Raw genomic sequence first — 12,359 nt, 5'->3', positions numbered from 1 at the left:
CGGGCCGGGGCAGCCCTCGCCGGGTCGGGCCGGGGCGGTGATCAACGAGGTCCGTGCGGTCCGGGGGCGGGCCCGGCACCCGACTGCCCCGCTCAAGATGCGCCACGCCGCACAGCTACCAGACTTGCGTGTATGGCAGAAGAGCGTCGGCCGCGTGCCCGGAAGTCCTCGACGACGACCGCTCCCCGCTCCCCGCGTGCGGGAGGGGCGGAACACGCGGCGCGTGCGGCCTGCCGGAGCCTGGAGGGCCTGATCGGCCATCCCACCGAGGGCGTATCGGCGGTGAGGCGGGACGACGACGGCTGGTGCGTCGTCGTGGACGTCCTCGAGCTGCCCCGGATTCCGGACACGACGAGCCTTCTCGCGTCGTACGAGGTGCGGCTCGACCAGGACGGCGAGCTCATGGAGTACCGCAGGGTCCGCCGCTATCGGCGGGGGTCCGCCGACGAGTGAGCAGTGCCCCAGGTTGCCCGACTACCGGAAGGACCCCTCATGCCTGCGACCACCTACTCCGACGAGGTCGTTGCCTGCCCGCCGCGCGCCGGCACGTTGTACGACGTGCTCGAACTGATCCTTGACCGGGGCATGGTCATCGACGTGTTCGTCCGGGTGTCCCTGGTCGGCATCGAGATCCTCAAGATAGACGCGCGCATCGTCGTGGCGAGCGTGGACACGTATCTGCGCTTCGCGGAGGCGTGCAACCGGCTCGACCTGGAGCACGACTCCGGCAGCACCACCATCCCCGAACTGCTCGGCGGCAGTGCCGCCAAGTCCATCGGCAAGCGCAAGGTGCGCAAGGCCGCGGAGAACGTGGGCGACACCGTCCGCCGGGCCGTCGGCGGCCGTGACGACGACTACGACGACTTCGACGAGGACGAGGAAGCGGCGGAGGAAACCCGGCAGGAACGGCCGCGGAAGCGGCGCGCCCCGGCCCGGAGCGGTACGAGCCGCCGACGACCCGTGGAGGCGTGAGCCGTGCCGGACGAAGGTGTGTACGTGTACGCGATCATCCGCGCCGCGGGACCGCTGCCCGCCGACGCGCGGGGTGTGGGCAGCCCGGCCGCGCCACTGCGGCTGATCCGGCGCGGGCGGGTCGCGGCCGTCGTCAGCGAGGCTCCGCCCGCGCTCCGCGCCAGACGCCGGGATCTGCTCGCCCACCAGGAACTGCTGCTGCGCCTGTCGGAACAGGGCCCGGTGCTGCCGATGCGCTTCGGAATGATCGCGGCCGACGAGGAGACGGTGCTCGACCGGCTGGCGGTCCAGGAGGCCGAGCACCTGGTCGCGCTGGAGCACCTCTCCGACGGGGTCGAGATCAACGTCAAGGCGCTCCCGGCGCAACACGCGCTGGCAAGCCTCGTCGCGGAGGACAAGCAGGTCCGCCGGCTGAGGGACGAGGTACGCCGACGGCCCGGTTACGAAGCGAGCCTCAGGCTGGGCCAGGCGGTGGCCGCCGCACTGGAGAGCCGGGCCGCCGAAGCGGGCCGGCGGGCTCTGGGTGAGCTGACGCCCAGGGCGCGCGCGGTGACCTCGGGCCCCGAGGTCCAGGGGTGTGTCCTGAACACGTCGTTCCTCGTCGGCCGCGGCGACAGCGAGGCCTTCCGCAAGGCCGCGGAGCGCTTCGCGCACACCCACCGCGACCGCGTGGAACTGCGCCTTTCCGGTCCCCTGCCCTGCTACAGCTTCGTCGCCGCCGAAGGCACTCCCGTCCACGCCGCCGGAGTCTGAGATGGGACTGATCACCGGGCTGCTCACCCTCCCCATCGCGCCGGTCCGCGGCGTCGTCTGGGTGGCGGAGAAGCTCAACGACGCCGCCGAGCGAGAGCTGCACGACCCCGGAGTCCTCCGCACCCAGCTGGCTGTGCTGAACCAGGAGTTCGAGGACGGGGACATCGGCCTGGAGGAGTTCGAAAGAGAAGAGGAACGACTGCTCGACCGGCTGCACGCCGCACGGGCCCGCTCCTCCCCGAACGATCGAAGGTGATGGGCTCATGGAAGACAAGGACAAGGTGGCTCTCGCGGCTGCCGTAGTGGGCGGCTATGTACTGGGCCGCACCAAGAAGGGCCGGCTGGCGCTGTCCGTCGCGACCTATCTGGCGGGCCGGCGCTTCGGCCTCGAACCCCGCCAGCTCGCCGCCGAGGGGATGCGCAGGCTCGGGGAGCTTCCGCAGTTCGCCGAGCTGCAGGAGCAGCTGCGCGGGGAAGTGCTGGACGCGGGCCGCAAGGCGATGACCGCCGCCGCCGACCGGGGCATGAGCACGCTCGCCGGTGCCCTCAGCGACCGTACGGCCCGGATCGGAGAGAAGTCGATCTCGGGGGACGAGGACGACGAGGAGTACGAGGAAGAGCCGGACGAGGAGTACGAGGAGGAGCCGGAGGAGGAAGAAGAGGAGGAAGAAGAGGAGGAAGAGGAGCCGGAAGAGGAGCCGGAAGAAGAGGAGCCGGAGGAAGAGGAGCCGCAGGAGAGGCCCCGGCGGAAGACCGCGACGCGCAAGAGGGCACCTGCGAAGAAGGCCGCACCCGCGAAGAAGGCCGCACCCGCGAAGAAGAGCGCGCCCGTGAAGAAGACCGCTCCCGCCAAGAAGACCGCGGCCAAGAAAACCGCGGCCAAGAAGACGGCGGCGAAGAAGACGACGGCGAAGAAGACCGCTCCCGCGAAGAAGACGGCGCCGTCGAAGCGAGCAGGATCCAAGCGCGCCGATCGTCGGAGGTAGGCAGTCATGGCCAAGAAGCAGAGTGACCGGTCTACGGAAGAGACGTCGGGCCTGGACGAGCTTCGTGAACAGCTGTCCAGATTCGTGGCGGCGCAGGTCGAGCATCTGGCGGAGAAGGCCGGCGACAAACTGACCGACGTCACCGGGCAGCTCACGGACGTGGCCCAGAACGGCGGCTCGCTGCCCGCGATCGGCTCCCGTGTCCTTCAGGGTGACTCACCCCTGAAGGCTTTCGTCTCGGAGAAGGCCAAGGGCGTCAAGGACAACGTCGTGGGAAAGGCCAAGGAAGCCTTCGGCGGAGGAAAAGGCAAACGCAAGGCAAGCGGCGGCAAGGTCATGAACATCATCGAGGTTCTCGATGTGGGGGTTCCTCTGCGGGACGCCTATGACCACTGGACGCAGTACGACCAGTTCAGCGGCTTCGCGAAAGGTGTTCGCGACGTTTCGAAGAACGACGAGACCGAAAGCGACTGGAAGGTCAAGGTCGGCCCGTCGACGCGCAGTTTCAAGGCGACGGTCCAGGAACAGATCCCCGACGACCGGATCGTCTGGACCTCCGAAGGGGCCAAGGGCACCACTCGCGGCGCGGTCAGTTTCCATGAGCTGGGCCCCACGCTGACGCGGATCGTGCTGGTCGTGGAGTACTACCCGTCCGGCTTCTTCGAGAAGACGGGAAATCTCTGGCGGGCACAAGGTCGCCGGATGCGTCTCGACTTCAAGAATTTCCAGCGGTACGTCACCCTCAGCACCGAAGAGCCCGAGGGGTGGCGCGGCGAGATCCGTGACGGAGAAGTCGTCGTCTCCCACGAGGACGCGGTGGAAGAGGAAGAGGCGGAACAGGAGGACGAGGAGGACCAGGAGGATTACGAGGAGGGCGCCGAATCCGAGTACGAGGACGAGGACGCGCCGGAGGGCGACGAGGACGAAGAGGACGAAGCCGAGGACGCGTACGAGGACGAGGACGAAGAAGGGCCGGAGGAGAAAGAAGAGGAAGAAGAGGAAGAGGAAGAAGAGGAAGAAGAAACCCCGCCGAAGAGGAGAGGGCAGAGGCGGCGTCGTGACTGATGTCGACTTCCGGCAGAGGTCCTATCCCGTGCCCGGCCCGCAGACCACCAACCTCGCCGACATCCTCGAACGCGTTCTGGACAAAGGGATCGTGATCGCCGGGGACATCAAGATCGAGCTTCTCGACATCGAACTGCTCACCATTCGGCTCCGGCTTTTCGTGGCATCGGTGGACACCGCGAAGAAGGCCGGAATCGACTGGTGGGAGAACGATCCGGCCCTCAGTTCGCGTGCTTCCCGCGACGCGCTGCAGGAGGAGAACCGAGATTTGCGTGAGCGGCTGAAGGAGCTTGAGTCCGAGGCACCGGAAAGAAAACCCCGATAGCGGTTCCGCGGCACCGTACGAAGTCAGCGATCAGCAAGGAGAACCGAGGCACATGACGGAGCGCGGCCCTGAGACGTCGGATGCCGACACGATCTACGTGTTTGCCGTCTGCCGGGATCCGGACCCGACGGACGTCGTCGGACTGACCGGTGTCAGCGACGACTCAGCCGTGAGCACGCTGTCCCTGGGGACCCTGACGGCGATCGTCCAGACCGTCCGGGCGGCCGACTTCACCGACGAGGCCTGGCAGGCACGCCTGTCCGATCAGCGTGAGCTGGAACGTTACGCACGCGCCCACCACGACGTGGTCTCCGCGGTCGCGGCCCGCTGCCCTACGGTTCCTCTGCCGATGGCGACCCTCTACCACGGTGAACGGAGAGTGCGAGAAGCACTGGGCGAGGAGGCGGACCGCTTCCGTGCCGCGCTCAGACGCATCGCGCACCACGCCGAATGGGGCGTGAAGGTGTACGCGCCGCCCAGCACGCGGGTCGACCGAGACGCGCGGGACGGCCGAGACGAGCGGGAGGGCCGAAGCGACCGACTCGAACGTGATCGCCGGGACGACCCGCACGACCCGGAGCGGGCGCCGGCCCGGCAGGTCGCGTCGGCCGACCGGACTCGACCGGCACCCGGAGCCGGCCTCGCCTATCTGAACCGCAAACGGGGAGCGCAGGAACGCCGCGAGCGCGGCCAGAACGAGGCACTGCGCATCGCCGAGGCGGTGGACGCCGAAGTCGGGGGTCTCGCCAAGGCCTCCCGCAGGTTGCGGCCGCAGCCTCAGGCGGCCGGGGAGCGGCGGGTCCAGGTCCTCAACGCGACCTATCTCGTGGCGGAACACCGCGCCGAGGAACTCGCCCGGCTCACCCGGACGCTGCGGGAACGCACCGGAGCACGGATCGAGCTGTCCGGACCGTGGGTGCCCTACTCGTTCGTCGGCGAGGTGTAGAGCGTGACGCACGATGCCGATGTGGTGGCTTGGGACGACGCCGGGCCACTGGGCGGTCCCGTCGGGGTGCCGCTCGTCGATCTGCTGGATCGCGTCCTCGCGACCGGAGTGGTGATCAGCGGCGATCTGGTCATCGCCATCGCCGACGTTCCGCTGGTACGTCTGTCGCTGCACGCCCTGCTGTCGTCCGTCAACGAACGCGTCCCGGCTCCCTGGGCCGACGGCGGCCCGCTGTGACCGGCTCCCGGGTGGACCTGGACTCCGAGAAGATGGGCCGCGACCTGGTCGCCCTCGTCCTCACCGTGGTCGAACTCCTCAGGCAGCTGATGGAGCGCCAGGCGATCCGCCGTATCGAGCAGGGCGACCTCAGCGACGAGCAGGCCGACGAGATCGGCACCACACTCATGCTGCTCGACCAACGGATGACGGAACTGTGTGAACAGCACGGAGTGCGTCCGGAGGACCTCAATCTCGATCTCGGCCCCCTCGGCACGCTGCTGCCCAGGGACTGAGTCTCCGAGGAGACCGGCCGGGGATCCGAGCGCGCCCGCTCCGGCCGGGTCCCTGCCGCCCCTTGTCATAGCCAACAAAGTGAATAGGGTATTAGTGGGCTATGACGAAAGGGGGTCGGTCCATGTCCGACAGCGGATATCTGCGGTACGTCGCCCTCGGGGACAGCCAGACCGAAGGGCTCGGTGACGGTGACGACGTGACAGGGCTGCGCGGGTGCGCCGACCGGTTCGCGGAGGAGTTGGCGAAGGGGTCTCCGGACGTCCTGTACGCGAATCTCGCCGTCCGCGGGCGCCTCGCAGGGCAGGTGCGCGCCGAGCAGCTGCCGCCGGCCCTCGCGCTGCGGCCCGATGTGGCCACCGTGGTCGCCGGGATGAACGACCTGCTGCGGCCCCGCTTCGACGCGGACGAGGTGGCTGGCCACCTGGAGGCGATGTTCGCCGCGCTGACCGGGCAGGGGGCCCGCGTCGCGACGGTCACCTTTCCCGACGTCGGCCGGCTCACCCCGCTCGCCCGGCCGCTGGGCCGCCGGGTCCTCGCCCTCAACTCCCGTATCCGGGAGGCGGCCGGACGCCATGGAGTGGTCATCGCGGACATGTCCGCCCACGAGGTGGTGACGGACCCCCGGCTGTGGAGTCCGGACCGGCTGCACGCGAGCCCGCTCGGCCACGCGCGTATCGCCGCCGCGGTCGCGCACGCGTTCGGCCTGCCGGGCAGTGACGAAACCTGGACGCTGCCCCTGCCGCCCGACGCGTCCGTACCCACGCGGCTGCGGGTCGTCGGGGCGGAACTGCGCTGGGTCGGCGGTTTCCTGGGGCCCTGGCTCCTGCGCCGGGTCCAGGGGCGTTCGTCGGGCGACGGCCGGCAGGCCAAGCGGCCGGAGCTGCTCCCTCCCGTCCGCGTCGATAGTCGCGTCCTTGACTGATCAACGACCAATCAACGCGGTGCTAGCTTGATCTCATGGCGTTGCGCAACGCGGTGATGGCCGCGCTTCTGGAGGGCGAGGCGTCCGGGTACGACCTCGCGAAGGGCTTCGAGGCCTCGGTCGCCAACTTCTGGATGGCCACCCCCCAGCAGCTCTACCGCGAGCTGGAGCGCATGGAGGGCGAGGGACTGGTCTCCGCCCGCGTCGTCCAGCAGGAACGCCGGCCCAACAAACGGCTCTTCTCGCTCACCGAGGCCGGGCGCCGGGTTCTGCGCGCGTTCGTCACCGAGGGCCCCGCGAAGCCCCTGGCCATCAGGGACGAACTGATGGTCAAGGTGCAGTGCGTCGACATCGGGGACACCGACGACATCGACGCCGTACGGACCGCGGTCGCCGAGCGCGTCGAACGGTCCGCCGCCAAACTCGCCCGCTATCTGCGGATGCGGGAACGCATGCTGGCCGGCCGCACCGAGGACGAACACCTCGCGTCCGCCGACCGCATCGGCCCCTACCTCACCCTCCAGGGCGGTATCGCCCTGGAACGGGGGAACCTCCAGTGGGGCGAGACCGTCCTCAAACGCCTCGCACAGCGCGTCGCGGTACTCGGCGGCCCCGCGCCCGCGCCCGCGCACCCGGACGAACCGGGTCCGCCGCACACCTAGGACCCGCCCCGGCTCGCCCCCCCGGGGGGGGCAGCCCTCACCCCCCGAACGCCGCTCGTACGATCCGCTCGGCCACCGGGTTCATGTCCTCCGACTTCGCGTCCGTCGCGTTGACCGAGTACACGAGGGTGCGGGACAGATCGCGGGTGGCCGCGATGAGCGTGCTGTACCCGGGGCGCGCCCCCGACTTCAGCCAGAGGATCCTGCCGTTGCCCATGTCGAACCGCTGGAGGCCGGCGCTCATGGTGGCGCCCGGCACGTCGGGAAGAGTGAACATCTCCTTGTCCAGGAGCGGCCGGGGCACCAGCCGGCCCCGGAACAGGGCGTGCAGCAGCCGCTCCAGGTCCGCCGTCGTGGAGATCATGTCGCCCGCCGCCCACCGGTCCGACATGTTCCACTCGGTGGCGTCCACCAGCCTGCCGTCCGCCAGTCGCTGGTAGCCGCGGTTGTGCGGTCCGTGGACGCGCGGGTCGGGGCCGCCGGGGAAGGACGTGTGCCGCATCCCGGCCGGCCGCAGCACCCGTACCGCCGCCTGGTGCTCGTACGAGTCGCCGGTGACCTTCTCTATGAGGAGGCCGAGCACGGTGTAGTCGATGTTGCTGTAGTTCTGCCGCTTGCCCGGGCCGACGGCGGGACCCTGGGCGACCGAGGCGGCCACCACCTCCTCGGGCGTCAGCGTCTCGTAGCGCCGCTCGTACCCCTCGCCGCTCACGTCCCCCAGTGACGAGCCCGGCTTGAGCCCGCTGGTGAAGGTGAGCAACTGCCGTACGGTGATCGGCTCGAAGGCCTCCGAGAGGAGGCCGGGGAGGTAGGTCTGGACGTGCCCGTCCAGGTCCACCCGGCCCTCGGCTGCCAGCTGCAGCACGACGGCCGCCGTGACGACCTTGGTCGTGGAACCGGCCCGGAAACGCCCGCCCGCCAGCGCCTCGCGCCCACTCGGCAGATCGTGCACCCCGGCGCTGCCCCGCCAGACGCCGTCCGTGCCCGACACCCGTACGAGCGCGGCCGTCGCGTCGTCGTCCGGGAGGCCCTGGAGCGCGGCGCGCAAGGCCCGGGCGGTGGCCCGGTCCACGGCCTCCGGTCTCCCGGTGTGCTCCCCCACGGCCTCCCGCACGGAGGCCGTGGGGGAGGAGGCGGCGAGGGCGGTCCCGGCCAGCGGACCCGCGGTCAGGCCGAGAACCACGAGGGCGGCACAGGCGGTACGGACGCGGACATGCATCAGCGGACTCCCGGAGTGATCGGTGACCTTCATCCTCCGGGCGTACGCCGTCCCGCGGATCCTCCTCCCGGAGGGCGGCGACCCTGGCCGACCCCTGAGCAACTGCCCTGCCGGGCAAGGGTGTTGTCAGGGGTTTCCCTGAGAGTCCCGCACGTAGCGCGAACTCCTTCAGGACGGGCTCAGGGCGCGGAGGGTGTCGACGCGGTTCGTCGTGATCGAGTCGACGCCCGCGTCGAGGAGCCGCCGCATGGACCGCCGGGTGTCGGGCGTCCACACCGAGACCAGGTAACCGTCCTTGTGGACCCGGTCGACGAGGTCGCCGTTCACCAGCCCGAAGCGGTAGTTGAGCCAGCGGGGCCGTATCGCGTCGAGCAGCGCGGGCCGCGGCGGGGCGAGGCTCGTCCAGGTGAGGGCGATCTCGGCGGCCGGGTCGGCCGCGCGGACGGCGAGCATGGCGGCGGCGCCCGCGCAGTAGTACACGCGCTCCTCGGCGCCGAAGTCCTGGATGACCCCGGTGATCCGGCGGACGGCGCGGGCGTCCGCCGGACCGGGCAGGTCGACCATGAGCCGGCCCTCGTCCGTCGCCTTGAGGGCCTCCTCCAGCGTGGGGATCCCGCCCGAGGTCAGGCCCCGCACCTCGTCGGCGGAGAGCGAGCGCAGCGGCCGGTCCCGTTCCCACAGCCGCTTCAGCGTGTCGTCGTGCAGCAGCACGGGCACGCCGTCGCGGGTCAGCCGGACGTCGATCTCGACGGCGTCCGCGCCCCGGCGGAGCGCGGAACGCAAGGAGTCGAGCGTGTTCTCACGGACGCGGTAGGGGTCGCCGCGATGGGCCACGGCAGTCACGGTACGCATCGGCCCATTGTGCTGGTGCGCCGGCTCAGGGCGCGAGCCACCCGGCGGTGTACGTGTCGATCTCCGCCGCCAGTGCCGCCTTGCCGGGGGCGTCCAGGAAGGAGACGTCGACGGCGTTCTTGGCGAGCGCGGCCAGGCCCCGCTCGTCGAGGTCGAGGAGGCGGGCGGCGACCGCGTACTCGTTGTTGAGGTCGGTGCCGAACATCGGCGGGTCGTCGGAGTTCACGGTGACGACGACACCGGCCTCCACGAACCGCTTCATGGGGTGCTCGTCGAGGGTGCGGACCGCGCGGGTGGCGATGTTCGAGGTGGGGCACACCTCCAGCGGGATCCGGTGCTCGGCGAGGTGCGCGAGGAGCTTCGGGTCCCGCGCGGAGCTGGTGCCGTGGCCGATGCGCTCGGCGCGCAGGTCCGTCAGCGCGGCCCAGACGGTCTCGGGGCCGGTCGTCTCGCCCGCGTGCGGTACGGAGTGCAGGCCGGCCGCGATCGCACGGTCGAAGTAGGGCTTGAACTGCGGCCGGGGTACGCCGATCTCGGGCCCGCCGAGGCCGAAGGAGACCAGGCCCTCCGGGCGGAGCTTGTCGGTGGTGGCGAGCCGGACCGTCTCCTCGGCGGATTCGAGTCCCGCCTCGCCCGGGATGTCGAAGCACCACCGCAGGATCGTGCCGAAGTCGGCCTCGGCGGCGATGCGGGCGTCCTCGATGGCGTCCATGAAGGCGCCCTCGTCGATACCGCGGCGGGTCGACGAGAACGGTGTGATCGTCAGCTCGGCGTACCGGATCTGCTGCCGGGCCATGTCACGGGCGACCTCGTACGTCAGCAGGCGTACGTCCTCGGGCGTGCGGATCAGGTCCACGACGGACAGGTACACGTCGATGAAGTGGGCGAAGTCCGTGAACGTGAAGTAGTCCACCAGCGCCTCGGGGTCCGACGGCACCTTGGAGTCGGGGTGGCGGGCGGCCAGCTCGGAGACGATCCGGGGGGAGGCTGAGCCGACGTGATGGACGTGCAGTTCGGCCTTGGGCAGTCCGGCGATGAAGGCGTGCAGGTCGGTCAAGGTTCCTCCCCAGGAACGGCGCCCCGTCGGTGTGCGGCGGGCGGGCGCGGGTGATCGGCTGATCGGTGGTGCGGTTCTTCGAGGATCATCGTAGGCCGCGGCCCGCGCGGGGGGAGGCTTGGGCCGTAGCATGACGCCACGTACGACAGAGGGGACTCCGCGCATGTCCGAGGACGCGCAGACATCGGGTGCGGCGGCCGACGAGCCGCGGGACCGCGGGCCCGGGGATGCCGCTCCCGCAGCGAAGGTGTCACTGGGCAAGCAGCCCGTCGAGCGGCCCGTCGAGCCGAATCCTTGGGCGCCGCCGATGGATGAGGGCGGGTCGGGGCCGGCCTCGGTGCACGACCGGCAGACCGTGACGTCGTTCCCCGCGGCACCGGATCCGTACGCGGCGCCGGGGGCCTCGGCGGTTCCCCCGCCGCCGATCGCGCCGGGCGGGCCGGGGCAGGTGCCGTACGGGTACGGGCCTGGACCCGGGTATGGCCCTGGGCCTGCGCATGGGCCGGGGCCGGGTTACGGCTATCCGGCTTACCCCGTGCAGGGTGGGCCTGGGCCTGGGCCCGGCTATGGGTGGCCGGGGATGCCAGGCATGCCGGGGATGCCCATGGCGCCGAGCAACGGGCTGGGGACCGCGTCGCTCGTGCTCGGGATCGTCGCGGCGGTCGGGTTCTGTCTGTGGCCGGTGGCGCTCGCGTGCGGGATTCTCGCGCTGGTCTTCGGGGGGATCGGGCGGGCGAGGGCACGGCGGGGCCAGGCGACGAATGCGGGGCAGGCGCTGGCGGGGATCATCTGCGGGGCGGTCGGGATCGCGCTGGGCATCGCCTTCCTGGTGGTGTTTCTGGTCCTGCCGGACTCGGAGATCGATGACTCGGGAAGCGGGGACGACGGCTTCAGCACGTCATTGACTGCGGTGAGGTGAGGGGGCCGAGGTCTTTGCGCCGTTCCCCGCGCCCCTTCGGGTGGGTTCGGGTTCGGTGGGCGGACGGGTGCGGGGGAGTGGGGGCCGGCCGCGCAGTTCCCCGCGCCCCTGAAACCAGCCCGCTGCCCCGGGACGGGCTCTAACCCTCCCCCCCGCTGAGGGCCCGCCACCCCCAGGCCCTGGCGCCGCCGACCACGCCGGGACCCGCCCCTGGCAGCGCGGCCAGGACGGGCGGCCAGTGAGGCCGCGCCCTTCAGGGGCGCGGGGAACGGCGCGCTTAGCCCTCACCGGGCCGCAGGGAGTTGCACGGCCAACCCCCGTCGGTTCAACCGTGCCCCGGCACCCTGGCCGGGGTTGCCGACCCGGCGGGGGCCGTGCCCCTTTAGGGGCGCGGGGAACTGCGCGGCCAGCCCTCACCGGGCCGCAGGGAATCGCGGGGTCCGAGCCCCGCCGAGCCGCGGGGAACCGCGCGCCCAGGCAAGAGCTGCCGCGCACAGTCGCGCTCGTCCTTCGCGTTCAAGCGGAGCGCAACCGCTCCCTCGCCGTCATCAGCGCGAAGCCCAGCAAGTTCGGGCCCTGCCAGCGCGTCGGGTCGGATGCCCGGGCGTCGTCCGCCGCGAGGCCGATACCCCAGATCCGGTCCACGGGGCTTGCCTCGACCAGCACCCGCCCCGTCGTCCCCATCAGGAACCCGCGAAGTTCGTCGTCCGACGCGAACTTCGCCACGCTTCCCTCCACCACGATCCCGAACCGCTCCCGCTCCCACACGCCCTGGTCGAAGTCCCGGACCAGCCGCCCGGCCTTCTTCGCGAGCGCCGGGTTGGGCGCGTCCAGCGCCGTCCGTTCCGCCTCCGCGTCACCGAAGAGCCGCGCTTTGCGCGCCATCATCCAGTGCTCGGCCGTGCGGTACTCCACCCCGTCCACCGTGAACGGCGACGGCCACCACTGGCTCAGGCAGCTCGACCCGATCCGCCCGTCCGCCCGCGGCCGGTGCCCCCAGAAGTACAAGTACTTGATCTTCTTCCCCGCCCGGACCGCGCTGACCAGCGCGTCCTGCGAGTCGATGCGCGATTCGATCTCCCCCATGCATGCGAGTCTGGCACGCACCACTGACAATCCGTCCTGCCTTTTCCTCAGTGACTCGACACCTGGTCGACAGATTCCGTCG

17 protein-coding genes are annotated in these 12,359 nt (G+C 70.9%); 13 read left to right on the top strand and 4 right to left on the bottom strand.

Going from position 1 to position 12,359, the window contains the following annotated elements; all coding sequences use genetic code 11:
• The first annotated feature begins 132 nt into the window (after positions 1–132).
• From IE278_RS24390 to IE278_RS24335, 12 genes are all read left to right on the top strand, one after another.
• Positions 133–453: a gas vesicle protein GvpO gene (locus IE278_RS24390; protein ID WP_189775399.1), complete on the top strand. Its 321-nt coding sequence runs from the start codon at positions 133–135 to the stop codon at positions 451–453.
• A gap of 39 nt (positions 454–492) precedes the next feature.
• Positions 493–972, top strand: coding sequence for a gas vesicle protein GvpJ (gvpJ, locus tag IE278_RS24385; protein ID WP_189775398.1), 480 nt, complete (start codon positions 493–495; stop codon positions 970–972).
• Positions 973–975: 3 nt separating this feature from the next.
• Positions 976–1,725, top strand: coding sequence for a GvpL/GvpF family gas vesicle protein (locus IE278_RS24380; RefSeq protein ID WP_189775397.1), 750 nt, complete (start codon positions 976–978; stop codon positions 1,723–1,725).
• 1 nt (position 1,726) lies between these two features.
• Positions 1,727–1,981 carry a gas vesicle protein GvpG gene (locus tag IE278_RS24375; RefSeq protein ID WP_189775396.1) on the top strand — a complete coding sequence of 85 codons (255 nt, stop codon included), beginning with the start codon at positions 1,727–1,729 and terminating at the stop codon, positions 1,979–1,981.
• Between the two features lie 7 nt (positions 1,982–1,988).
• Positions 1,989–2,711 carry a histone protein gene (locus IE278_RS24370; protein WP_189775395.1) on the top strand — a complete coding sequence of 241 codons (723 nt, stop codon included), beginning with the start codon at positions 1,989–1,991 and terminating at the stop codon, positions 2,709–2,711.
• Between the two features lie 6 nt (positions 2,712–2,717).
• Positions 2,718–3,776 carry an SRPBCC family protein gene (locus IE278_RS24365; RefSeq protein WP_189775394.1) on the top strand — a complete coding sequence of 353 codons (1,059 nt, stop codon included), beginning with the start codon at positions 2,718–2,720 and terminating at the stop codon, positions 3,774–3,776.
• Positions 3,769–4,101 carry a gas vesicle protein gene (locus IE278_RS24360; protein WP_189775393.1) on the top strand — a complete coding sequence of 111 codons (333 nt, stop codon included), beginning with the start codon at positions 3,769–3,771 and terminating at the stop codon, positions 4,099–4,101. The genes IE278_RS24365 and IE278_RS24360 overlap by 8 nt, the downstream gene beginning before the upstream one ends.
• Positions 4,102–4,153: 52 nt before the next feature.
• Positions 4,154–5,047: a GvpL/GvpF family gas vesicle protein gene (locus tag IE278_RS24355; RefSeq protein ID WP_189775392.1), complete on the top strand. Its 894-nt coding sequence runs from the start codon at positions 4,154–4,156 to the stop codon at positions 5,045–5,047.
• Positions 5,048–5,050: 3 nt separating this feature from the next.
• Positions 5,051–5,284 carry a gas vesicle protein gene (locus tag IE278_RS24350; protein ID WP_189775391.1) on the top strand — a complete coding sequence of 78 codons (234 nt, stop codon included), beginning with the start codon at positions 5,051–5,053 and terminating at the stop codon, positions 5,282–5,284.
• The gene (locus tag IE278_RS24345) at positions 5,281–5,559 is read left to right on the top strand and encodes a gas vesicle protein K (RefSeq protein ID WP_189775390.1); all 279 of its coding nucleotides are present in this window, start codon (positions 5,281–5,283) and stop codon (positions 5,557–5,559) included. Before IE278_RS24350 ends, IE278_RS24345 begins: the two co-directional genes overlap by 4 nt.
• A gap of 122 nt (positions 5,560–5,681) precedes the next feature.
• Entirely contained in the window at positions 5,682–6,482 is an 801-nt protein-coding gene (locus IE278_RS24340; RefSeq protein ID WP_189775389.1) for an SGNH/GDSL hydrolase family protein, read from the top strand.
• A gap of 35 nt (positions 6,483–6,517) precedes the next feature.
• Positions 6,518–7,144, top strand: a complete 627-nt coding sequence (locus IE278_RS24335) for a PadR family transcriptional regulator (protein WP_189775388.1) — start codon at positions 6,518–6,520, stop codon at positions 7,142–7,144.
• 37 nt (positions 7,145–7,181) lie between these two features.
• Here IE278_RS24335 and IE278_RS24330 read toward each other — a convergent pair whose 3' ends face one another.
• From IE278_RS24330 to IE278_RS24320, 3 genes are all read right to left on the bottom strand, one after another.
• Positions 7,182–8,396, bottom strand: a complete 1,215-nt coding sequence (locus IE278_RS24330; RefSeq protein ID WP_373312072.1) for a serine hydrolase domain-containing protein — start codon at positions 8,394–8,396, stop codon at positions 7,182–7,184.
• Between the two features lie 135 nt (positions 8,397–8,531).
• A complete protein-coding gene (locus IE278_RS24325; RefSeq protein WP_189775387.1) occupies positions 8,532–9,215 on the bottom strand; it encodes a glycerophosphodiester phosphodiesterase in 684 nt (227 codons plus the stop codon).
• A 25-nt stretch (positions 9,216–9,240) separates the two neighbouring features.
• Positions 9,241–10,404: an adenosine deaminase gene (locus IE278_RS24320; protein ID WP_189775386.1), complete on the bottom strand. Its 1,164-nt coding sequence runs from the start codon at positions 10,402–10,404 to the stop codon at positions 9,241–9,243.
• 472 nt (positions 10,405–10,876) lie between these two features.
• On the opposite strand from IE278_RS24320, the gene IE278_RS42370 reads away from it, so the two are divergent.
• On the top strand, positions 10,877–11,191 hold the full coding sequence (locus IE278_RS42370; protein ID WP_246570565.1) for a DUF4190 domain-containing protein: 315 nt from the start codon (positions 10,877–10,879) through the stop codon (positions 11,189–11,191).
• Positions 11,192–11,707: 516 nt separating this feature from the next.
• On the opposite strand, the gene ybiA is transcribed toward IE278_RS42370, so the two are convergent.
• Complete coding sequence (gene ybiA / locus IE278_RS24310) at positions 11,708–12,277, bottom strand: riboflavin biosynthesis intermediates N-glycosidase (RefSeq protein WP_189775385.1); 570 nt, start codon at positions 12,275–12,277, stop codon at positions 11,708–11,710.
• Positions 12,278–12,359: the final 82 nt, after the last annotated feature.

It is taken from the genome of Streptomyces tauricus (assembly GCF_014650955.1).
Taxonomy (GTDB): Bacteria; Actinomycetota; Actinomycetes; order Streptomycetales; family Streptomycetaceae; genus Streptomyces; species Streptomyces tauricus.
Note: the sequence above shows the minus strand (reverse complement) of the source record. Positions and strands in the feature narration are given on the sequence as shown.